The organism is Actinomadura logoneensis (assembly GCF_003428695.1).
Lineage (GTDB): Bacteria > Actinomycetota > Actinomycetes > Streptosporangiales > Streptosporangiaceae > Spirillospora > Spirillospora logoneensis.
In genome coordinates this window covers 14,901-36,498 of sequence record NZ_QURH01000180.1, presented here as the reverse complement: position 1 = coordinate 36,498, position 21,598 = coordinate 14,901, and the positions used below count along the sequence as shown (strand labels likewise).

Here is a 21,598-nt window from a genome sequence, read left to right as displayed (position 1 = left end):
GGTCATCGTTCGTCCGACAGGCCGAAGCCGCTGTTGCGGTGGTGCCGGGCGAGGGCCTCCGCCGCCAGCACGCGGTCCTGGTCGCGGGACCGGGGCCCGGGGTCCCTCCTCAGCCGTATGACGATGCGGCGCAGCGCAGCCACGACCCACCGCGGATCGGCGAGGAACTCCCCACCCCGGTCCCTGTTGTGCAGCCAGACGTTCACGCAGGCGGTCGCGGCCAGCACCGCCGCGTACCGCGCCGGCAGGTCGAGGGCTTCGGGTCGGGCGTCCACGCTCAGGTCGCCGGGAGGCAAGGCGGCGCACTCGCGGACCAAGGCGTCGAACTCGACTGCGACGATGTGCAGGAGCCGACGCACCTCGGCGGGCACGTCCGGAGCGTCGAGCGCCAGGGTGAGCGCCGCACTGTGGCCGTCGCGCCCCCCGGAGGTGACAGTGAGCCGGTCGAATGACAGTGGTGGCAGCGACCCGCCGAGCCGGTACGTCTCGACGGGCGGGACGTCACCCGCCCGCCATGCCCTGCGCGCCAGACGGGGCAGCTGCGGGAGCACCGTCCCCAGGCAGGCCGCCCGCGCGGCGTGTCCGAAACCCGCCGGGGGAAGGTCCCGCAGAAGCTTCTGGAAGATGCCGTACTCACCGTCGCGGATGTAGAACTGCGCGCCCAGCACCCGGGACAGCTCGTACATGGCGTCGGTCAGCAGTGTCGCGACGAAGTACTTGACCGCAGAGGCGTAAAGGCTCATCTGGTCGGGGACGAGGTGCGCCGAACGCGCCGCCACCAGTCCCAGGCAGTCGCAGATCAGCAGGTCGGCGTACGCGTCGGCGAGGACGGAACGGATGAGCGGCATGTCGCCCAGAGGCCGCCCGTACAGCACGCGCGCGTCGGTGAAACGGGCGGTGGCGTCCAGACCGGCCTCGAGGACGCCGACGGCCATCGCGGGCAGCGCGGTACGGGTGATCTGGAACGACCGCAGGGCCGTCTCGATCCCGCGGCCCGGCTCGCCGAGGACGGCATCGGCCGGGACGGGGCAGTCCCGGAAGGCCAGGCCGCCGAGGAGCACCCCGCGCATCCCCGACGTGAGGAAGCGCGGGAGGTCGCGACACCCGGCCGCGGGCAGGTCGGCCCGCTCCACCAGGAGCTGCGAGTGACTGCGGCTTCCGGGCGAGGCGGACGTGCGCGCGAAGAGCACCAGGGCCTCGGCGCGCGCGGCATTGGCGATCACTTCCTTGCGCCCGTCGAGGCGGCGCCGTCCATCCGGACCGGCGTACGCGGACAAGGCGCTTCCGGCGAAGTCGTTGCCATGGGCGAGCTCGTGGTAGCCCGCCGCGATCCGGCCGCCTCCGAGCAGCAGGTCGGCGGCACGGCGCCGCTGGCGTCCGTCCCCGGCGGTCCAGACGTTCACGGCGGCGATCAGGCTGCTCGCCCCGTACCCCAGACCGAGCGCGGGGTCACGGCGGAACACCTGCCGCATCACTCGGATCAGATCGTCAAGGCGGGCCAGCCTTCCGCCGAGGTCGGCCGGGACGAACTCGGCGTTCAGCCCGATGGCGTCAAGGATCTGCTCCCCGGCGCCGAACGGCTCCCCTCGCTCGTCGGCGGCCAGCACAGCGGTGTGCCCGGCGGGATTGGCGGTGTCCCACGGGTCGCCGAGGCGGCGTGCCAGCTCCGTGGCGGTCACAGTCCTCCTCCCGTGGTGGGCGGTGCGACGGGGGCACCGGTTCGCAACGCGTCGAAGAGCCGGTCGAAGACCGCCTCGTCGGCCGCCGTCCGGGCAGGACGCAGGGACTGCAGGACGTGGACGAGGCACGCCTCCAGCCAGAGCCCGTCATGACCGGCCGCGGCGTTGTGCAGCCAGACCCGGAGCGCAGCGGCGCCGGCGAAGCACAGCTCGAACCGGCGGGCGAGCGTGAACGCCTCCGGCGGGGCGAACTGGGACGAGGGCGGACACAGGGCCAGTTCCTCATGAAGGCGCTCACAGTGGCCGTTCAATTCGTCGGCGAGATCAGCGAGTCGTGCGGGTGCCCGCCCGTCGGCCGTCAGGCCGCGCAGGTCGGCAGCGGCACCGGCCAGGCCCTGGGTGAGGCCGCAACCGCCGCGCGCCGTCAGGCTCAACCGGTGCATCCGCGGGGTGGGTAGTGCAGCCGTGAGGTCGGCGGCCCCCTCCACCCCGGCCGGGTTCGCCGTGATGCGTGCGTGGCCCCGCGCGAGCAGCGTGAACTGGCTGATCAGGGAGTGCCGGTTGACGAAGGTGCTGCCGTCGAAGACGCCGACCACCCGGTGGTCGCGATGGAGTTTCTGGAAAGCGCCGTGCTCGTGGTAGTCGGCGAGGAACCCCCGGACTCCCAGCAGTTCCTCGCACGTCATGATCAGCTCGTCGACGCGGGACGGAACGTACGCCTTGGCCACCGCGGAGATCACGCTCAGCTCCTCCGGCATGGTGTGCACGGCGCGTGCGGCGAACACGCTGACGACCTCGGCCGTGAACAACGCGGCGTGGGCTCGGCCGAGCGCCCGCCGGACGTGCGGCAGGTCCACCATGGTGCGGCCGTAGAGACCGCGCCGCGCGGCATGCTCCACCGTGATCCGGAGCGCCTGGTCGGCCGCCCCCAACGAGAGCGCCGTGCACACCGTCCGGGTGAGTTGGAGGGCCTTGAGCACCGTCTCCAACCCTCCGCCCTCCGTCCCGACCAGCGCGCCGGCCGGAACGGGACAGTCGTCCATCGCCAGGCCGCTGATGTCGGCTCCCCGGATGCCGTGGGTGGGCACCTTCGGCAAGTGCCGGTACCGGTCGTGGGGAAGTCGCCGCTTGTCCACCAGCAGCAGGCTGAATCCGCGTGGTCCGCCCTCGGGCCGGGTCCGGACCAGCAGGCAGATCAGGTCACCCCGGGTGGCGTTGTTGATCGGCCATTTCTCACCTCGGACGCGGTAGCCGTCCCCGTCGCGCCGCGCCTGCATCGTGCCCGCGAGCAGGTCACTGCCGTGACCGTGCTCGGTCAGCCCCCATGCGACGGGCACGCCGGCGACGATGTCCGCGCCGAGCGCGCGAGCCTGCTCGGGTCTCCCGGCGAGCCACACACAGACGCCGCCGAGGAAGGTCTTGGCATGTCCGACCGCCAGGGTCAGGTCGCGGCGTGCGACCGACCGGACGGCCGCCGTCAACTCGTCGTACCGTGCGAGCGCGCCGCCGTGCTCGACCGGAACGTAGAGGCTCGGCATTCCCAGCCGATCGAGCAGCCGGCACATGTCGGCGGGGAACTGCTCCCGCCGGTCCGACTCGGCGCTGCGGGCGAACGACAGCGGCGCGCTCGGATCGAAGGGGTCACCGAGCGCCTGCTCGAATGCCTCCAGATCGACCGTGCCACCGCTGAGAACGGGTTTCGAGGCCGTGGCCGTCACCACGCCCGCGCCGGAGGCATCGGGCCTCGCCGGTCCCGTGGACGGGACGGACGCCGGGGAGAGGGCGGACGCCGAGGTCCGAGCGGAGGACGTCACCGTGCCGTCTCCCCGGTCCTCGCGGCGGGGAGAGCGGCGCGAAGGGCCGGGCTGAGGTCCGCGTAGACGCAGTCCAACCCGCCCGTCAGGAACTGGCGGCGGACGAGGCGGCGCTGGATCTTCCCGCTCGTGGTCCGGGCCACCCCGCCCGGGCGCACGAGGACGACACCGTGGGCGTTGACTCCGTACTCGCGGCTCAACCGGTCGCGGACGGCCCCTGCGACATCGGCAAGACCACCGGGATCCCGCTCGCGGCACTCCCGGACGATCACCACTCCCTCGTCGGGGGCCGAAACGGCGAAGGCGGCGCCGACACCGCGCTCCAGGGAGGGGTGCGCGGTGTGGGTCACCGCCTCCAGGTCCTGGGGGTAGAGATTTCCGCCCCGGACGATGATGACCTCCTTGAGGCGACCCGTGACGTAGAGTTCGCCCTTCCACAGGACCCCGAGGTCGCCGGTGCGCAGGTAGCCGGAGTCGCCGTCCGCCGTGGCGGCGGCGAAGACCCGGGCGGTCTCCTCGGGACGGTTCCAGTAGCCCCGCGCGATGTTCGGGCCGCGCACCCAGATCTCCCCTACCCGGCCGTCGGGCAGGGGGCGGCGGGACAGGGGTTCGACCACGAGGATGTCGATCACCTCGGCGGGGCCGCAGCTCACCAGCCGGTGCGCCTTCGCGCCGTCGGCCGCGGGCACCAGCTCGCCCCGTTCGTACGCGGCCCGGTCCACCGAGGTGACCACGGGCGGATGGCCGGACCGGTTGCCGCACACCACCAGCGTCGTCTCGGCCATGCCGTACCCGGGTGTCGGGGCCGTCGGAGGCAGACCGGCCGGCGCGAACCGCCGGGCGAACTCCTCCAGTGTCGCGGCGCGGACCGGCTCCGCACCGTTCACCGCGAGCCGCCAGCGGGACAGGTCGAGTTCGGCGATCTCCGCGTCGGTGACGCGCCGGGTGACGAACTCGAAGGCGAAGTTGGGCGCGGGCGAGAAGTCGATGTCGTACCGGTCGATGAGGGTCAGCCAGGCGTGGGGGCGTTTGAGGAAGGCCATCGTCGGCATCAGGACGGTGTGCGCGCCCATGATCAGCGGGCTCAGCAGCAGCCCGATCAGTCCGAAGTCGTGGTACATCGGCAGCCAGCCGCCGGTGACGGTCGTGGAGTCGACGTCGAGCACCAACGAGAGCAGCCGCGCGTTGGCCAGGAGGTTGGCGTGGTCGACCATGACGCCCTTGGGGTCGCTGGTCGACCCGGAGGTGTACTGGAGGAAGACCAGGGCGCCAGGGTCGGCCGGCGGCCGCTTCCAGGCGTCGGCCGGCGGGAGCACCTCGGAGGCGGGGGCAAGAAGGGTGATCTCGGGGAGGTCTCGCTCCTTGGCCCAGGCCGTGAGCGTCTCCAGGTCAGAGGCATCGACCAGGGCCGCGACCGCGTCCGCGTCCCGCGCGATCGCCGCCACCCGGTCCGTCAGGCGGCGGTTGTCATGGGGCGTCGGAGCGGCCACGGGCACCATGCCCGCATAAACGCAGCCGAGGAAGCTCTCCGCGAACGCCGGCCCGGTGGGGTGGAGCACCAGGACGCGGGCGCCGGCGGCGAACCGGGCCTGGAGCAGCGCGGCCACCCGCCGGGCGGCCTGGTCGAGCCCCTGGTAGGTGAGGATCTCGTCCCGCTCCGGACGGAAGGGATCCGCGCTGAAGACCAGAGCCGTCCGGTCGCCGTGCTCGGCCGCTCTGGCGCACATGAGTTCGACAAGGGTGCTGTGCTCGTTCATGCGCCGCCAGCCTCCGTGGGTCGTTGGGTAACCAAGGATCACTCAGCGGGGGAATTGTTCATAAGTCCATAAAGGGTGCACCGTGGATCTGTACGGATGCCCCGTCCGATCGGGTAGGCCCGAACTTCCCATTCCGAGCCTGAGCTGTGTGAACAAGAGGCCCACGGGCCGCCGTCCGGATGCCGGGAAGCCAACGTCCGAATATGCGGTTAGCGTGGCGGAGGACAAACACTGATAAAGCGAGGAGCGGTGGTACTCGTTCCTCGGGGCCTGGAGGCGACGGTGACATCCGTTCTCGTTGTGCACGGAACCGGCGGGCCGCGCCGGGACCCGTCCTCGCTGCGGCTGGAGTGGCTCACTTCCGCGCAGGACGGCCTGGCGCTCGCCGGGGTCGTCGCGCCTGAGGCACCCGAAATGACGATCGTCGACCTTGACGGAATCACGGAGCACTCCGGGGAGCCTCCCTTGAACCGGCGAGACGCGGAGGTCGTCGAGCGGTGGTGGAACACGGCGCGCTTCGACGACGAGACCGTCCGCCGGGAGCCCGCACCCGATCGCCTGGCCGCGCTGGGCCGGTCCCGCTTCTTCGTCGGTCTGCCACCAGGGGAGCTGATCCGGACGGTCCGTGCGGTGACGTCCGGCTCCACGGTCGCCGACCGCCGGGCGGTCCGTGAGGCGCTCACACCCCGCACCCGGATCGTCGTCGGATTCGGGCTCGGTGCTGTCGCGGCCGTGGACGTCCTCGCCCGGCGGCCGACCGCTCACCACGCGGCCCCCACGCTGATCACCGTGGGTTCGCCGCTGGCGGGACGGGGCCGCGCCGTCGTGCCCCGCGTGCGGGAGTGGATCAATCTCGCCGATGTCGGGGACGGTCTGGCCGGAGGTGAGGGCCTCGCGTCGCGGTACGGCCGGCGAGTCCAGGACATCGTGATGGACTGCGACCCCCGCCTTCGCGCCCCGCGCCCCTACATCGCCAGCCCCGAGTTCGGCCGGGCCCTCCTCCGCGCCCTCGACCTCGCCGGGTCCGGCGTGTCAGCCGGCTGACTTTCGGTGACCGCGCTCGGGGGGCGCCGCGATTCCCCGCCCGAGCGCGGACTGCCGAGTCCCCGGGGAGGGCCGAGCCACCGGGGTGGACGGGGCGGTCAGCCGTCGACGGAGACCGCTGTCCCGTTCCGGGCGGCGGAGCGGTAGGCCGCTTCGATGATCTGCGCGGTCCCCAGCGTCTCGTCCAGCGGTCTGCCCCACTCCTGGGGGCGGTCGACCAGGTAGGCGAAGTCGGCGAACATGTCGGCGAACCATTCCTCGTGCGTGCCGCTGCCGGTGGGCGAGATGAGTTCACGCACCTCGGAGCCGTTCGGTCCCGTGATGAGCGCCTGACCGTCGTGCAGGGAGACGGAACCCGCCGGTCCGCTCAGCTCGTACAGGTTGGAACGCTCGTCGCTGATCCAGCTCAGCGCGATCTCGCAGGATCCGTTCGGGAAACGCAACGTGGCCTCGGCCGCGTGGTCCAAGCCCTGATCGTTCAGAATCGTCGTGCAGGACACCTTGGTGGGCAGGGCGCCGAAAAGCCGGGTCGCCATGTAGATGCAGTGGGTGCCGTGGTCCAGGAGGATGCCGCCGCACGCCATGGCGGGATCGCGCCGCCAGTCCGGCCTCCAGGACGACACTCCGCGGGCATGGGTCGGACGTCGGATCGTGAACGAGGCGGTCATGGGCCCGCCGATCGGTTCCGCCACCGCCTCGACGAACATCCGCATCATGGGTGAGAAACCGTAGTTGTGCGCCGGGTACAGCAGGCGGCCCGTCCGCCGTGACCGCGCGACGAGGTCGGCCGCCTGTGCCGCCTCGAACGCCACGGGCTTCTCGCAGATCACGTGGCACCCGGCGGTCAGCCCGGCGGTGACGAGTTCGGCATGGAAGGCCGGTGGCGCGCAGACGTCGATCGCGTCCACCGTGGTCGTCGCCAGCATGGAGCCCAGATCCGCGAATCCGTCGAGACCGTGTGCCGCGGCACGCGCTCGCCGGTCCGGCGAAGGGTCCACGACGCAGGCGACGCGCGCGTCCTCGATGGTGGCGTAGGCGCTGAGCCGCGCCTCACCCGCGGTACCGAATCCGACGATGGCCAGATCCATCACGCGCCCCCGCTCGGGAGGCCGATGAGGGTGCGTCGGACCAGCGCGACGGCCTGGTGCGCCTCCTCTGCGTCAATGGTGAGGGGCGGGTACAGACGGAGGCTGTTACCGCCGACCATGACCAGCACCCCAGCCTCCATGAGCGCCAGGAACACCTTGCGCACGACGTCCTTCCCCACCGGTTCACGGGTCTGCTTGTCGGCGACCAGCTCGATCCCGATCGCCAGCCCCAGTCCGCGCACGTCACCGACCAGCGGCGCCTCCTCGACGAGTGGGGCGAGCAGGGCCAGCATCTCGGCGCCGAGTTTGGCCGCGCGCGCCGGGAGATCGTCCTCCACCAGGACGTCGGTGACGGTGGCCACCGCCCGGCACGCCATCGGGAACGCCCCGAAGCTGGACGAACTGGCGCTGGGATCAGAGAACGGGGAGGCCGACATCGTGTCGGCCGAAGCGATCACACCGGTGACCGGGTAGCCGCCGCCCATGCCCTTGCCGACCGTGACGATGTCCGGCTCGATGTCCTCCCGGGTGAAGGCGAACATGCCGCCGGTGCGGCCGAAGCCCGTCATCATCTCGTCGACCAGGAGCAGCGCACCGAACTCCGTGGCGAGATCCCTCAGGGCCGAGAGGTAACCCGGCGGCGGGACCACGTTGCCCGAACGGCCCTGGACCGGCTCCAGGACGACGGCTGCGAGCGCTCCGGTGGAGTTCTCCCTGATCACATCGCGGGCGTGATCCACACAGGCGAAACCGCAGGACGTCGGCTCCAGCGCGAACGGGCAGCGGTAGCAGTTGGCATAGGGAGCGCTGAAGTACCCGGGCGGCAGCGGGCCGAGCTTCGTGCGCGCACCTGCGGTCAAGGCCAGGCTGCCGGCGGTCTTCCCATGGAAACCGCCCCAGAACGACAAGAACTCGTGCTTGCCGGTGACGGACTTGGCGAGCCGCAAACCCGCCTCGACGGCCTCGGTGCCGCCGCTGTAGAGCTGGATCCGGTCGAGTCCACCGGGAAGCACCTTGCGCAGGGAGTCGGTCATGGCGTGGCGGGCTCGGGACCCGAACGCCCCCGCCGGGGCCGTGGCGGCCTCGGCGGTGAGCGCGTCCACCATCCGAGGGTGCGCGTGACCGATGGAGTTGACGCCTCCCGCCCCCTGAAGGTCGAGGATCCGGTTGCCGTCCAGGTCGGTCAGGACGGTGCCGGACGCCTTCTCCACGCACAGTTCGGACCACAGCATGACCGCCTGAAGGCCCGGCCCGAGGACCTCCTGTTCGGCCTGCCAATGCTCGGACGACCGGTCGCGCGGATGCCGAATCCCCGGTTCGAGCGTCTCGGACATGCTTTCGCCTTTCTTTCGGCAACGCCGCTGCGTCGGCCATGCGGAAGAGTGCTCAGCCTCTGTCATCCTCGTTCGCCTGGCCGCGCCTGTGTCATGCCCCGACGACTTCCTTTTCTTCCGGACGAACGGCCATGCCCATGTGGCCCTTCGTCCGAGAATGACTCGGCTGAGCCGTTTGCTTTCTTCCGCTTCATGCCGGCCCACGGCCAACGACCGGCTTTCGTGAGGGCGTCTCGCCGATTCCCACCATTTCGGCTGCGTTCGCGCAGGGGCGTGCCGAAGGCGGCGGGGGGCGTGGGCCCGCCCCAGGACACTGCATTTCGGCCTTACCGAAGGGCGGGAATGCTGTTCAGCGCCGTCAGAGCGGCGGCTCCCGTTTCGTCGAATCCTCGGCGCCAGGCGACGAACCCTCCGGGCCGCGTGGTGGGCGGCGGCTCGGGGACCGCCACGAAGGTGCCGCCGGCGGCGGTCACCAGAGCGCGGCCCGCCGCGACGTCCCAGGCGAAGGTATCGGCGTTGAGGGCCATGTCCGCCCGGCCGGTCGCGACGTAGGCCAGCGCGAGCGCCGAGGACCCGATCCGCCGGACGTCGGCCGCCGCCAGGAGCGCCGTGAACAGCTCCAGCTCCACCGGGTCGTTGGTCATCCCGGCGTTGGGAATGTCGGTGAGCACCATGGGCACCGGCCGTGCCCGGGGTTCGGCCACCGGCGCGCCGTTGAGCCGCAGGCCCCGGGGGTCGGCGGTGTAGAGCTCATCGTGGACGGGGTCGTACACGCAACCGCCGACAGGCCGTCCGCGCACCGTCACGCCGATCGAGCAGCAGAAGAGGGGGATACCGCGGGAGAAATTGTGGGTGCCGTCGATCGGGTCCACGAACCAGCAGATGTCGCCGGCGCCGCTGGTCCCCTCCTCCTCGCCGATGATCACCGATGCGGGAAAGGCGGTGGTCAGCTCGCGCCGGATGAGGGCTTCCGCCTCTCCGTCCACCACCGTCACGACGTCATGCTCGTGGACACCGGTCTTCTGTCGTGTGCCCACCTCCCGCTGGAAATGGCCGGCGAGATGGCGACCGGCCATGACGGCGGAACGCGCGGCGACCTCCACGAGTTCGATGGCGGCCTCCTCGGCACCGCCGTCACCCTCCGCACGAGTGGTCTTCACGACTTCTCACCGGCCCGTCGGTGTCGGTTCTGGGGGATGACGGTTTCGAAACCACGTCCGGCGGCCTGCGCTAGGCCGGCTGGGAGTCCCGCGGATGCCCGATGATGCCGACCCCGATGGCGGTCACCACCGCCGCGGTGCGGTTCGGTGCGCCGAGCTTGAGCAGCACACTGGTCACCAGGCGCTTCACTCCGTGGTCGGAGATCGCGAGTCGCCGGGCGATCTGTTTGTTGCTCAACCCCTCGGCCAGCAGGGTCAGCGTCTCCTTCTCGCGCGCCGTGAGCCTGACCAGCCGCGGCATCACGTCGTGCACCGGCGACCCCGCGCGGGAGAGGAGGTCCCTGGTCAGCCTGGCCGGCATGGGGATCTCTCCCCTGGCCATGCGCGCGAGCGCGTCGCGCAGGGCGTCCACGGTGAGGTCCATCTGGAGCAGGAAGCCGTCCGCGGGCAGGGCGGCCGCCGAGGACCGGGCGACCTCCGCCTCGTCGAGAAGCACCAGGATCTTCGGGCGCGGGCAGCCGGCCGGGTGCGGGTCGTCACGCAGCCGGGCCGCTCGCGCACTGGTGATGATGACCACGTCCGCGCTCTCCCCGCCCCACGGCGGCTGGGCCTGTGGGCCTCCGCCGCGGCAGGTGACACCGGCGACCTCCGCGAGCTGACCGAGTGCGTCGGCCAGTCCCCGCGCGAGCACCTCGTTCCCCACATCCAGTGCCACTCTCAAGCCGGTCCCGGCTTCCGTGCCCCTCGTCCCCGTGTCCTCTGCTGCTGCTGATGCTGATGACGACATGCTCACCTTTCGACGCGCCCCCGTGGATGCCACATCCTCCGAGTGAGCCTCATCACATCGGCGAAGCGGCAGCAGAGCAAGACAGTTGTCGTTTTTCCGACAAAGCCGACTATTGGTCAGTCAATGTATATTTCCGACCAAAATAATATGAAATACTGTATGTCACAGATGTGCCGCTGACCGTCACCTGGAGCGCCCCCCGATCGGACTTCGATCCGCCTTCGTCCGCAATCGGCCATTCAGGGGGCGTCCAATCCATCCTGCGTGTGATCCTGATCAAGGCAGCGCCAGCCATGCAGACGAGGTTCAGGGCACATCCGCACGGCACTCCCCCGCCGCTGACATGAGGATTGCTCGCCTTGAAACCCTCCGTCATGGCCGACGACGTGGAGTGGGCGGATTGGTGTTGATGATCACTGGAGGATGGTTTGTTCTCTTCCGGCGCCTTCTTGTACAGGACCTCACCTGCCCTGTTCCCATCATCGGCGCCCCTGCTCGGCGGGGAGGGGTGAATGAGGCCGACGGCTCCGAACGGCTCCGATGGGGACAAGAGAGAAGCGACCGAACTCATGGCCGCTGCTCGCCAGGAGATTCTTGCGATCCTCCCCGCGGATTACGACATCACAGGTCCGTGGACGAGCATCGCCACCCGGCTCATCGTGCACGGCCCGACGCCACCGCTCGCCGAGGAGCACGCCGCCGTTCCGCACCGCCAGGTCCGCTTCTCGCCAGAGGTCCCGATGTGCCTGATCGTCGTGGACCGCACCATCGCCTGGGTGTCCGCGTCGAAGGGGGGCACTCACTGGACCGGCATCACGCGACCGAACGCGGCGGTCGACTCCCTGGTCTCGCTCTTCGAGTGGCTGTGGCGCCGCGCGGGACGGCATGCCGCCGCTCGCGGGCAGGTCTCTGCGGTGCAGCAGGAGATCCTCATCGGACTCGCGGCCGGGTTGACCGACGAGGAGATCGCCGAAGGGCTGGGCCTATCGACCCGCACAGTGCAAAGACACATCACCACCACGATGAACCTCCTGGGCGCCCGCAGCCGCCTCGAGCTGGGCTTCGTCTGCCGGCTTGCCGGTCTACCCGACCTGCCGGCCGACGGCACCGCGAGATTCGCCGCCGCCGGTACCGGAACACATCGGTGAGCGGTCGGTGAGCCCGCTTGGCGAGGCCCAGCCCTGGGTGCCGCCCACCCGCGCCGTCCGCCCGCCCTCGTCTGATCGGCGAGCCTCCGAGTACTCCCCAGCGCCCGACCACCACATTCTGATCGAGGCCGTCGCCGCCTTCGCACGGGACGAACTCCTCATCCTGCTTCCGGCGGGTGCCTGTGACTGGACCGGGATCGGGCCGACGATCGGCTCGGGAGCGAGTCGGAGACTGCGCATGGTCGTCGGTGATGTGGAGCAGGCCCGCGGCGCGATGAACCACCTCCCGCCCGCGTGTACCAGCGACGTCCGCATCAATCCGGAACTCAGGTCCCACCTGCTGCTGGCCGACCGGGAAGTAGCCGTCCTCATCGGAGAGGGGTGTGCGCTCCAGGTGCTGGAAGCTCGTTCGCAGATCGCGAGACTCGTGGCCGCCTTCGAGCGGTGCTGGGGGCACGGCCGAACGTTCGACAAGACCTCCAACACCGCCGACACCCTGCAACGGGAGATCCTCGGCAGGCTGGCCGCAGGACTCACCGACCAGGCCGTCGCCAAGGAACTGGGGGTCTCACCGCGCACGGTCCAGCGTCATGTGAGGAAGGCCAAGGAGGAGTTCGGTGTGGACAGCCGTTTCGAACTGGGGATGAGGCTCGCCAAGGCGAACTTCCGAGGCCGTTCCTGGCGAGGGCTCTGGCGTTCGCGTGACGCCGAGCTGGAGGGCCGGGCGTGAGGCCGAAGGCGTCTTCGCTCGGCTTCATCCGTCGGCCCCCTCTTCCGGTCACAGCATGTAGCCGTGTTCCGCCACGGCGTCCCGGAGGTCGTCGAGCGTCGCCTGGTCCACCTCGGATCTCCACCTGGCGGCGTAAAGGCCGTCCAGGGAGGACCTGATGCGCGAGGTGTCGAACTCGTCGGCGATGCCGAGGAAATCCGCCAGGGATTCAGTGGTCTTCTCAGGAGCATCCATCAGGTCCTCATAGCGGACCACTGTGAAGTGCCGCAGCGACCGCGAGTCCTCGAAGGCGATCCGGTGGGCCTGGAGCCAGTGCCTCACGAGGTCGCGGTGAGAGAGCGCGGGCGTCCACTTGCGAGTGCTGAGCGTCACGGAGACCGGGTCTCGCATCATCAGGATGAACTTCGAGTCCGGAAAGAGTTCCTGAAGGAGGCGGAACCGGGTCAGGTTCGGCGGCGACTTCTCCAGCAGCAGGGGTTTTGACAGATCCCAGTAGCGGTTCCACTGGGTGCGAAGCCGCCGGGCCACCGCTGCCGAACCATAGGGCGATGACTCTGTGAGATGAGCATCCGGGGAAAAGGCGAACCTTCCTGGGCCACCGTGATGCTCGTCGATGGGGAGCACCGTTTGGAGATGTTGCCCCTCGTCCTCGGGGGCTCCGGTGTGCCTGAACCCGCCTATCGCCGGGTGGGTGGCCATGACCGAGGCCAACAGTGTCGTGCCGCTCCTGTGCAGCCCTCCGATGAAGACCATCGTCTGGGCGGCGCTCTCCGTCTCTTTCACTCTGACGACTCTTGGCCGCGGAACGCTCCCCCTGCCAGCCGCGAACGGACGAACGTTCCCCATGGACGCATGGGCATGCCCGGGGTTCCGCACGCTCGCCCCCGCCGGAAGACCCCCCGTCAAGGCCGCGGCCGACAGGACGGGCATGCCCGTCGGATCCGGTTGATCGTCCGGTCATTGGCGTGTCCACACGGACATTCACCGCCGGCGGCGATGACCGCGAATATGAGGGCGTGGTCGCCCGGAGCGGCCTTTCGTGCCACCGGGTGAACGGGAGACGCCATGGCAGGCGGTTCGCGGACGGCCTCGGTCCGGCTCAGCGTCGCGATGATGCACCATCCACGCCGCGCCGGGCGGCTGCCGGCGGTCCTGGCGTCCTTCGAGCCGCTCAGGCCCCGGGTCGTCCCCGACCCGGATCCGCTCGGCCCCCCGAGTCCCCTGCGCACGGCGAAGCGAGCCTGGGCGGAGATCGAGGACGGGGCGACCCACCACCTGGTGCTTCAGGACGACGCCGTTCCCACCCCGGACTTCGCGCGGCACCTGCACGAGGCGGTGACCGCCCTCCCCGCCCACGGCATCGCGATGTACTCCCACTGGGACAGCCCGCACAACTCCTACCTCACCCGCCGCGCAGCCGTCGCCGACCGGGCCTATGCGCCGCTCTCGTCAACGGAGTGGACTCCCACCCAGGGCTTCGTCCTTCCCGTTGACCTGGCCCGCCGACTCGCCGCCTTCCTGGCGGACATGCCGGACGAAGCGCAGGACGACGACGAGATGGTGGTCATCTTCTGCCGCGAACAGGGGATCCCGGTCGTCGCGACCGTGCCGCATCTGCTCGACCACGGCCACGAAACGACGATCGTCGGTCATCATGGCCGCCTGCACGCCACTGTCCACACACCGGGCATGCCGATCCGCGACGGGCATTGGCGGCGAAGGGAGGGCCTCGAACCCGGTCCCTACACCGTGGAGCTCCTCGACTCCCTCTGCGCTGTCCGGATCGTGCACGGCGAGCCGGTGGAGCACCGGTACGGCTGGTACTGGTACGACGCGTGCTCGTCGATCGGTCCGGACCCGGAGGAGGTCCTCGACCGGGCGGAGCCGTGGTTGAGCGCGGTCCCCAGCGATCAGGTCCCCGTGGCCGTCGAGGTGTGGGCGGCCGGATATCTCCTCGGCGCCGACGTCGCCCATGCCTCCGCGCTCGCCCCGCCTCCCACTTGCGGTGGTCCGCTGACCCGCCCGGCCGTCTCCTCCTGGGTCGAGAGCGGACTAGCGGAACCCGACCGGACCGCGTTCGCCCTGGACCCGCTGATCGACCTGGGCGTCGCCGCCGTACGGTGCGCCCTCGCCGCCCATGGTGGTGCCCATGTCCGCTGAACTGCGTGAGCTGCTGGCGCGGTTGGCCGTCAGGGAGGCCCGCAGTGAACTCACGGCCCCTCCGTTCACGCCCACCGGACGAGCAGGCCCATCCGTCCGGGTGCGCCTCGTCACCTGTCCGGTCTGCGGCGTGAGCGGTGCGGACAGGTGCTGGCCGGCCCCGATGCGCGGCACGGACGACCAGCCGGAACTGTCCATGCTCGCGTGCGAGAAGCTCACCTCCCGCGCCGTCCTGCCGATCGTGCTCGGTGCGGAACACCGTCCCGAACTGCGCGGCGCGCGTTTCACCAGCCGGGCGGTGGCGTGGACCGGGCTCGCACACCTCCCTCTCCCGGAGGCCGTCCGGCGGCTCGAGCTCGCCGAACGCTGGGCGGGAGGAGCCACTGATCCTCCAGCGTTCACGCTTCCGGCCTCAACGCGGGTGCACCGCGCCCGGACGAGCTGGCCGACCCACCGCCGGGAGCTGTTCCCCTTCTGCATTTCTCCGCACGCCGCGTTGCCCGCGTGGATGGAGCACCACTACAGGGCGGTGCGCCGGGCGGCGCTGCTCCGTCGGCGAGAGGGAAAGCAATGACCAGGTATTCACCGTGCCGTATCCCGTTCCGTGGTGATCGGGCGGTCACGGCACCCTGCACGGTGGGACAGTGGGACTTCTGGCTGCGGACGCACCGTCCGGACGAGCCCTCGTTCGGCGACATGACCGCGGGAGGGACGCTGCCCGACGGCATCTCCATCGCGACGATCCTGTCGGGTCTCGGTGCCCTGGTCGAACGCCATGAGTCACTCCGCACCCTGTTCCGACTCACCGACGACGGCACCCTCGTTCAGGAGGTCGTCGCCGAGGGGGAGGTCGACGTGGGGTTCGTCGACCTGGCGGCGCTCGGTCCGGAGGAGACGGTGGGCGACTGGTCCCCGTTCTGCGCGGAGGCCCCCCACGACCCCGCGACCATGATTCCCTTCGGCGCGCGGATCGGGATGCTCGACGGCAGGCCGGTGTTCTTCCAACTGTGGATGTCGCATCTCGCCGCGGACTTCATCAGCGGCCGGATTCTCGCCGATGAACTGGTCCACCTGCTGGAAGGCGGGCTCGACCACCCGCCGGGCCTGGCGCCCGTCGACGTCGCCGAGGAAGAGCGTTCACCCCGGGGGCGCCGCGCTCTGGCGAGGGGTCTGGAGCACTGGCGCCGGGAGTTGGCTGCGGCCCCGCCGAGGATGTTTCCGGCGGCGCGCCACAAACCTCAGACGCCACGCTACTGGCGCGGCGGTATTCGTTCCCAGGCCCTCCCCACTGCCCTGACCGTCCTCGCCGAGCGCTACCGGGCCGGGCCCACGCACGTCATGCTGGCCGCAACGGCCGTCCTCCTGGGCCGCCACACCGGCGTGGACCGCTGCGCGGTGAGGCTCATGGCGGGCAACCGCGTCTCCCCTGCGCTCCGCCATGCCGTCGGCAACCTGGCGCAAGAGGTGCTGACGGTCATCGACCTGAGTGGCGACACCTTCGGGGAAGTCGTGCGGAACACCTGGGCGGCCTCCCTGCGCGTGCAGCGCAACGGCCGCTTCGACGCCGACGACGTCGCCGCTCTGACCGCGGGATCAGACGTCGATCTCGCCATCGCGTTCAACGATCTTTGGACGCCGGTCCGTGACCCCGGCCTCCCCGGTCCCGAGGCCCCGCTCCCCACCACGTTCCACTGGGAGCGCAAACGGGACCGGGCCACGGTCACGTTCTTCCTTGAAGTCCACGAGGACCTGTCGGACACGTCCGTGATCCGGCTGAGCCTTCTCGCCGACACCGCCCACCTGCCTCCGCCCACCATCCGCGCCTTTCTGTTCGGTATTGAACGGCTCCTGCTCTCGCTGGTCGACGGCGACCTGCGCCTGGCGGAGATCGAACCGATCGAACGTCCTCCCGCCGAGCCCTAAGGAGACCCTCCTCATGCTGTTCTCGAACGCGCGATGGGCACTGCCCGCCATCGGTGCGGCGACGATCCTGACGGTCGTCCTCGCGCATGACGCGGGAGCCGACCGCGCCCGCCCCGGCCACGCCGTCCGAGCCGGCGCCTTCTCGCCGGCCTCCGGGCTGCCGCCTGCGCCCAAGGTGACCGTGCTGCGCAGTCGTCCGGGCACCGCGCCCGGCCTGTTCTTCACCACCCCCCAGAACCCGACGGACCTGGCGGTCCCCCACGGCCCGACGATCACTGACGGGAAGGGGCGGCCGGTATGGTTCCGCCCGGTTCCCGCCGGGGAGATCGCCACCGACCTGCGGGTCCAGACCTACCAGGGCCGCAGGGTCATCACCTGGTGGCAGGGCAGGCTCGTCGACGTGGGTTCCGGGGGCGGCGTCGGCTACATCGCGGACGAGAACTACCGCGTCATCGCCACCGTCAAGGGCTCCAGCAGTCCGGCCGACCTCCACGAGTTCCGGCTCACCTCGCGCGGAACCGCACTGCTGACCCTGTACCCGCGCGCGACGCGCGACCTCACCGCGGTCGGCGGCCCGAAGGACGGCACCGTCTTCGACGGGGTCGTCGAAGAGATCGACATAGCCACCGGCAGACCGCTGTGGCGATGGAGCGCCCTCGACCACGTCCCGGTCGCCCAGACCGACCTGCCGTACGCCGCGCGGCCCGACGGCGCCCCCTACGACTACTTCCACATCAACTCGGTCGACGAGGACGCTGAAGGCGATCTTCTGGTCTCCGGCCGTTTCGTCTCCACCATCTTCAAGATCGACCGGCGGACCGGGGAGATCGAATGGCGGTTGGGCGGGCGCCGCAGCTCCTTCCCGCTCGGAATCGGCGTCCGCTTCTCCTGGCAGCACGACGCCCAGTGGGCCGGCAAGAACACGATCAAGCTGTTCGACAACGGCTGCCTGTTCCTCTGGGACGGGTACGAGTCACGGGTCGCCTGGATCAAGGTCGACCCCGAGCGGAAGACCACGAGGCTCGTCAAGCAGGTGACCCACCCCGAACATCTCTCCAGCATCCAGGAGGGCAACGCGCAGAGCCTGCCGAACGGCAACACAGCCGTCAGCTGGGGTCCCGCAGGCCGGATCTCCGAGTTCTCCCAGGGCGGCGGGCTGCTGTTCGACGCCGCGCTCGACAAGGACTGGAGCACGTACCGGATGTTCCGGTTCCCCTGGCACGCCAAGCCGGAATCGCCACCGACCGCGGTCGTCCAGGGTGAGACCGTGCACGCCGTCTGGAACGGCGCGACCGGCGTCGCCCGCTGGCGCCTGTACGCCGGATCGGCCCAGAGTTCCATGAAGCCGGTCGCCGACACGGCGTGGAACGGACTGGACACCGGAATCCCGCTTCCTCCGTCCGCCGCCGACGCCTCGCTCGTCAAAGTCGAGGCGTTGGACGCTCAGGGCGAACCGATGGGCTCCTCGAACCCCACCCCCCGCATCGGCCGGTAGACCCGGTCGCCGGATTCCGGCGTCGCAGACGGAGTCGTTCCCGCCGCGGCATTCCTCGGAGAGGCCTGTCATGCCCACCGCGCGCATCACCACCATCGAATTCGTCACCCCTCCGCAGGTCAAGATGGCAGAGATCGCGGGCCATCTCGCCGATCGTCCCGGTGGCCGACATGTCGTGGACACCATCGGCAACTCCGCCATCGAGTCCAAGGGAATGGCGGTCAATCCGTTCACGGATGATCCCGGTTCCTGGGGAACCGACCGCCGGATGGCCGTGAGCCTGGCGGAGGCCCGCGCTCTCGGCCGGGAAGCGATAGGCCGCGCCCTCGGCCATGCCGGACTGCGTCCCGACCAGATCGGCCTGTTGGCCACGGCTACCACCACGACCCACTCCGCGCCCGGTCTGGACACGTTGGTCCACGAGACCGGCATGGCACCCGGCACCGAGTTCCAGTCCATCGGCCCGATGGGCTGCTACGCGGCACTGCCCGCGCTGTCGACGGTCCGCAACTGGGTCATCGTGCACGACCGCCCGGCCGTCCTGCTCCTCGTCGACCTGTTCTCACCCCACGTGCAGGCCCCGCCCTACGACAAGGAGCAGGCGGTGGTACTCACCCTTTTCGGCGACGGCGCCGCGGCGATCGTCCTGCGGCCGGACAGGACGTCTTCGCCCGGCCTGGACATCCTCGACACCGAGATGCTGTACGTGCCCGAGTTCGCTGACGACCTCCAGGTCCACCTCGGGGATTCGGGCTTGCGCATCCGGCTCGCCCCCACCATGCCCGATGTCACGGCGTCCGCGGTGGCCGCACCGGTCGACCGGCTCCTGGCCCGGGCGGGCCTGCGGCGAACCGACGTCCGCTGGTGGGCTCTGCATCCCGGCGGGCGCCGCATCATCGACCGGGTGGGCGAGGAGCTCGACCTGCCCTCCGCCTCGACCGACGTGGCGCGTGCGGTGATGCGCGAGTACGGCAACACGGCCGCGCCCGCCGTCATGGCGGTCCTCGGCCGGCTGCAGGCCACCCGCCCGCTCGCGCCCGGCCAGTACGGCGTCGCCGTCGCGTTCGGTCCGGGCGCCACCGTCTGGGCCGTGCTGCTGAGGGGCGCCTGACCCGCCTCTGATCAAAAGGAGATCCCCATGCTCGAAGTCATCGGGGCAGGATTCGGCAGAACCGGAACCCTGTCTCTCCAGGCCGCCCTGGAACGGCTTGGGTTCGGCCCCTGTCATCACATGCTCGGCATGCTGCACAAGCCCGCCGAGATCCGACTCTGGCGTGCCGCCGCCAACGGTGGAACCGTGGACTGGGACGAGGTCTACCGCGGCTACCGGTCGACCGTGGACTGGCCGGGCGCTCGCTTCTGGCGTGAACTCGCCGGCCACTTCCCCGAGGCCAAGGTCATCCTTGGTGTTCGCGACCCCGATTCCTGGTACGAGAGCGCCCTCGGCACCATCTACCGGGCCGCCGTGGACACCTCGTCCGCGGCCTCCTCCGTCCTCACCGAGATGCGGGAGATGTCCCGCGAGGTGGTCTGGGACGGTTTGTTCGACGGACGATTCGCCGATCGCGAGCACGCACTGCGGGTCTTCGAAGAACACATGGTCGACGTTCAGCGATCGCTGCCCGCCGATCGGCTGCTCCTCTTCCAGGCCGCCGACGGGTGGGAACCACTGTGCGCCTTCCTGGAGAAGCCCGTACCGGACGAGCCGTTCCCCTGGCGCAACGACAGGGATCAGTTCACGAACCTGCTGAGGGAACATGGCGCCGGAGACGCGATCGGACCGGGCTGATCAGGCCGGTACCGTTGAAGGGTGAGCGCCACTCTCGTCGCCAAGGACCTTTCCGCCGGGCACGGCGACCGGCTTCTGTTCTCCGGGCTCGACCTGGTCGTCGCCCCCGGCGACGTCGTGGGGCTGGTCGGGGTGAACGGGGCCGGCAAGTCGTCGCTGCTGCGGCTGCTGGCCGGGGAGGACGCGCCGGAGGCCGGGAGCGTGCGGCTCAGTCCGCCGAACGCGCTGGTGGGGTACCTGCCGCAGGAGCCCGAGCGGCGGCCCGGGGAGACGGTCGAGGCGTTCCTGGGGCGCCGGACGGGCGTCACCCCGGCGCAGGCCGATCTGGACGAGGCGACCAAGGGCCTGGTCGACGCCGTCGAGGGCGCGGACGACGCGTACGCCGAGGCGCTGGAGCGGTGGCTCGCGCTGGGCGGCGCCGACCTGGCCGACCGGGCGGGCGAGGTGGCCGCCGAGCTCGGCCTCACCGTGGACCTCGGCCAGCCCATGACGTCGCTGTCGGGCGGGCAGGCCGCGCGGGCCGGGCTGGCGTCGCTGCTGCTCAGCCGGTACGACGTGTTCCTGCTGGACGAGCCGACCAACGACCTGGACCTGGACGGGCTGGAGCGGCTGGAGCGGTTCGTCGCCGACCTGCGGGCGGGGACGGTCCTGGTCAGCCACGACCGCGAGTTCCTGGCCCGGACGGTCACCCGCGTCCTGGAGCTCGACCTCGCGCAGCAGCAGATCAAGGCGTACGGCGGCGGGTACGAGTCGTACCTGGCCGAGCGGGAGGTCGCGCGGCGGCACGCGCGGGCCGACTACGAGGAGTACGCGGACAAGCTGTCCTCGCTCAAGGACCGGGCGCAGACGCAGCGGGCGTGGATGGACAAGGGCGTCAAGAACGCGCGCCGGAAGGCGGGCGACAACGACAAGATCGGACGGAGGTTCCGGTCGGAGGCGAGCGAGAAGCAGGCGGCCAAGGCGCGGCAGACGGAGAAGGCGATCGAGCGGCTGGAGGTCGTCGCCGAGCCCCGCAAGGAGTGGGAGCTGCGCATGGAGATCGCCGCGGCGCCGCGCTCGGGCGCGGTCGCGGCCACCCTGCGCGGCGCGGTCGTCCGGCGCGGGCCGTTCACGCTGGGCCCCGCCGACCTGGAGATCCGCTGGGCGGACCGGGTCGCGATCACGGGCGCGAACGGCGCGGGCAAGACGACGCTGCTCGGCGCCCTGCTGGGGCGGGTCCCGGTGGACGAGGGGCACGCGGCGCTCGGCCCCGGCGTCCTGGTCGGGGAGATCGACCAGGCGCGCGGGCTGTTCCTCGGCGACGCGGCGCTGCTCGACGCGTTCGGCGCGGCCGTCCCCGAGATGGCCGCCGCGGAGGTCCGCACGCTGCTGGCGAAGTTCGGGCTGCGGGCCGACCACGTGCTGCGTCCCGCGGCCACGCTCTCCCCCGGCGAGCGGACCCGCGCGGCGCTGGCGCTGCTCCAGGCCCGGGGCGTCAACCTGCTCGTCCTGGACGAGCCGACCAACCACCTCGACCTTCCGGCGATCGAGCAGCTCGAGTCGGCGCTCGACGCCTACACCGGCACGCTCCTGCTGGTGACGCACGACCGCCGGATGCTGGACGCCGTCCGCACCACCCGGCGGTTGCGCGTCGAGGACGGCAAGGTCGTCGAACTCTGATCCCGGGGCCAGGCTCCCGGGCGCGGCGGAC

At 70.8% G+C, this 21,598-nt stretch carries 18 protein-coding genes; 10 read left to right on the top strand and 8 right to left on the bottom strand.

The features are described 5' to 3' along the window. Positions 1-2: 2 nt before the first annotated feature. Genes DZF91_RS09500 through DZF91_RS09490 form a run of 3 tightly spaced genes read right to left on the bottom strand, consistent with a single transcriptional unit; the run spans position 3 to position 5,250 of the window. Positions 3-1,679 carry an acyl-CoA dehydrogenase gene (locus DZF91_RS09500; RefSeq protein ID WP_117357105.1) on the bottom strand — a complete coding sequence of 559 codons (1,677 nt, stop codon included), beginning with the start codon at positions 1,677-1,679 and terminating at the stop codon, positions 3-5. After that, positions 1,676-3,493: an acyl-CoA dehydrogenase family protein gene (locus DZF91_RS09495; protein ID WP_117357104.1), complete on the bottom strand. Its 1,818-nt coding sequence runs from the start codon at positions 3,491-3,493 to the stop codon at positions 1,676-1,678. Before DZF91_RS09495 ends, DZF91_RS09500 begins: the two co-directional genes overlap by 4 nt. Continuing rightward, positions 3,490-5,250, bottom strand: a complete 1,761-nt coding sequence (locus DZF91_RS09490; RefSeq protein ID WP_117357103.1) for a fatty acyl-AMP ligase — start codon at positions 5,248-5,250, stop codon at positions 3,490-3,492. Before DZF91_RS09490 ends, DZF91_RS09495 begins: the two co-directional genes overlap by 4 nt. A gap of 465 nt (positions 5,251-5,715) precedes the next feature. Here DZF91_RS09490 and DZF91_RS09485 point away from each other — a divergent pair, with 465 nt between their 5' ends. Next, a complete protein-coding gene (locus DZF91_RS09485) occupies positions 5,716-6,294 on the top strand; it encodes a hypothetical protein (protein WP_147341079.1) in 579 nt (192 codons plus the stop codon). A 98-nt stretch (positions 6,295-6,392) separates the two neighbouring features. On the opposite strand, the gene DZF91_RS09480 is transcribed toward DZF91_RS09485, so the two are convergent. The 4 genes from DZF91_RS09480 to DZF91_RS09465 form a co-directional block, all read right to left on the bottom strand. Then, complete coding sequence (locus DZF91_RS09480; protein ID WP_117357101.1) at positions 6,393-7,382, bottom strand: Gfo/Idh/MocA family protein; 990 nt, start codon at positions 7,380-7,382, stop codon at positions 6,393-6,395. Next, positions 7,382-8,716 (bottom strand): aspartate aminotransferase family protein, encoded by a 1,335-nt coding sequence (locus tag DZF91_RS09475; protein WP_158587892.1) that lies wholly within the window; start codon positions 8,714-8,716, stop codon positions 7,382-7,384. The genes DZF91_RS09480 and DZF91_RS09475 overlap by 1 nt, the downstream gene beginning before the upstream one ends. A 326-nt stretch (positions 8,717-9,042) precedes the next feature. Next, the gene (locus DZF91_RS09470) at positions 9,043-9,876 is read right to left on the bottom strand and encodes an inositol monophosphatase family protein (protein WP_117357099.1); all 834 of its coding nucleotides are present in this window, start codon (positions 9,874-9,876) and stop codon (positions 9,043-9,045) included. Between the two features lie 70 nt (positions 9,877-9,946). Beyond that, positions 9,947-10,591, bottom strand: coding sequence for a response regulator transcription factor (locus DZF91_RS09465; RefSeq protein WP_158587891.1), 645 nt, complete (start codon positions 10,589-10,591; stop codon positions 9,947-9,949). A gap of 641 nt (positions 10,592-11,232) precedes the next feature. On the opposite strand from DZF91_RS09465, the gene DZF91_RS09460 reads away from it, so the two are divergent. Together DZF91_RS09460 and DZF91_RS09455 are read left to right on the top strand one after the other, a co-directional pair. After that, a complete protein-coding gene (locus DZF91_RS09460) occupies positions 11,233-11,811 on the top strand; it encodes a helix-turn-helix transcriptional regulator (RefSeq protein WP_158587890.1) in 579 nt (192 codons plus the stop codon). Between the two features lie 7 nt (positions 11,812-11,818). Beyond that, on the top strand, positions 11,819-12,541 hold the full coding sequence (locus DZF91_RS09455; RefSeq protein WP_117357096.1) for a helix-turn-helix transcriptional regulator: 723 nt from the start codon (positions 11,819-11,821) through the stop codon (positions 12,539-12,541). A gap of 48 nt (positions 12,542-12,589) precedes the next feature. On the opposite strand, the gene DZF91_RS09450 is transcribed toward DZF91_RS09455, so the two are convergent. Further along, complete coding sequence (locus DZF91_RS09450) at positions 12,590-13,324, bottom strand: sulfotransferase family protein (RefSeq protein WP_158587889.1); 735 nt, start codon at positions 13,322-13,324, stop codon at positions 12,590-12,592. Positions 13,325-13,606: 282 nt separating this feature from the next. Here DZF91_RS09450 and DZF91_RS09445 point away from each other — a divergent pair, with 282 nt between their 5' ends. The 7 genes from DZF91_RS09445 (at position 13,607) to DZF91_RS09415 (ending at position 21,567) form a co-directional block, all read left to right on the top strand. After that, on the top strand, positions 13,607-14,701 hold the full coding sequence (locus DZF91_RS09445) for a hypothetical protein (protein WP_117357094.1): 1,095 nt from the start codon (positions 13,607-13,609) through the stop codon (positions 14,699-14,701). Continuing rightward, entirely contained in the window at positions 14,691-15,275 is a 585-nt protein-coding gene (locus DZF91_RS09440) for a hypothetical protein (RefSeq protein WP_147341076.1), read from the top strand. The genes DZF91_RS09445 and DZF91_RS09440 overlap by 11 nt, the downstream gene beginning before the upstream one ends. Positions 15,276-15,397: 122 nt before the next feature. Further along, positions 15,398-16,624: a condensation domain-containing protein gene (locus DZF91_RS09435; RefSeq protein ID WP_158587888.1), complete on the top strand. Its 1,227-nt coding sequence runs from the start codon at positions 15,398-15,400 to the stop codon at positions 16,622-16,624. A 13-nt stretch (positions 16,625-16,637) separates the two neighbouring features. Further along, on the top strand, positions 16,638-18,119 hold the full coding sequence (locus DZF91_RS09430; protein WP_117357091.1) for an arylsulfotransferase family protein: 1,482 nt from the start codon (positions 16,638-16,640) through the stop codon (positions 18,117-18,119). Between the two features lie 70 nt (positions 18,120-18,189). Next, positions 18,190-19,230, top strand: a complete 1,041-nt coding sequence (locus DZF91_RS09425; protein ID WP_117357090.1) for a type III polyketide synthase — start codon at positions 18,190-18,192, stop codon at positions 19,228-19,230. A gap of 27 nt (positions 19,231-19,257) precedes the next feature. Beyond that, positions 19,258-19,908 carry a sulfotransferase family protein gene (locus DZF91_RS09420; RefSeq protein WP_117357089.1) on the top strand — a complete coding sequence of 217 codons (651 nt, stop codon included), beginning with the start codon at positions 19,258-19,260 and terminating at the stop codon, positions 19,906-19,908. A 21-nt stretch (positions 19,909-19,929) separates the two neighbouring features. Then, entirely contained in the window at positions 19,930-21,567 is a 1,638-nt protein-coding gene (locus DZF91_RS09415; protein ID WP_117357088.1) for an ABC-F family ATP-binding cassette domain-containing protein, read from the top strand. Positions 21,568-21,598 lie beyond the last annotated feature (31 nt).

Excerpts from the sequence above, each read along its gene's own strand:
- DZF91_RS09490 (WP_117357103.1), bottom strand. The coding sequence starts at position 5,250 with ATGAACGAGCACAGCACCCTTGTCGAACTCATGTGCGCCAGAGCGGCC.
- DZF91_RS09480 (WP_117357101.1), bottom strand. The coding sequence starts at position 7,382 with ATGGATCTGGCCATCGTCGGATTCGGTACCGCGGGTGAGGCGCGGCTC.
- DZF91_RS09475 (WP_158587892.1), bottom strand. The coding sequence starts at position 8,716 with ATGTCCGAGACGCTCGAACCGGGGATTCGGCATCCGCGCGACCGGTCG.
- DZF91_RS09460 (WP_158587890.1), top strand. The coding sequence starts at position 11,233 with ATGGCCGCTGCTCGCCAGGAGATTCTTGCGATCCTCCCCGCGGATTAC.
- DZF91_RS09445 (WP_117357094.1), top strand. The coding sequence starts at position 13,607 with ATGGCAGGCGGTTCGCGGACGGCCTCGGTCCGGCTCAGCGTCGCGATG.
- DZF91_RS09440 (WP_147341076.1), top strand. The coding sequence starts at position 14,691 with ATGTCCGCTGAACTGCGTGAGCTGCTGGCGCGGTTGGCCGTCAGGGAG.
- DZF91_RS09435 (WP_158587888.1), top strand. The coding sequence starts at position 15,398 with ATGACCGCGGGAGGGACGCTGCCCGACGGCATCTCCATCGCGACGATC.
- DZF91_RS09430 (WP_117357091.1), top strand. The coding sequence starts at position 16,638 with ATGCTGTTCTCGAACGCGCGATGGGCACTGCCCGCCATCGGTGCGGCG.
- DZF91_RS09425 (WP_117357090.1), top strand. The coding sequence starts at position 18,190 with ATGCCCACCGCGCGCATCACCACCATCGAATTCGTCACCCCTCCGCAG.
- DZF91_RS09420 (WP_117357089.1), top strand. The coding sequence starts at position 19,258 with ATGCTCGAAGTCATCGGGGCAGGATTCGGCAGAACCGGAACCCTGTCT.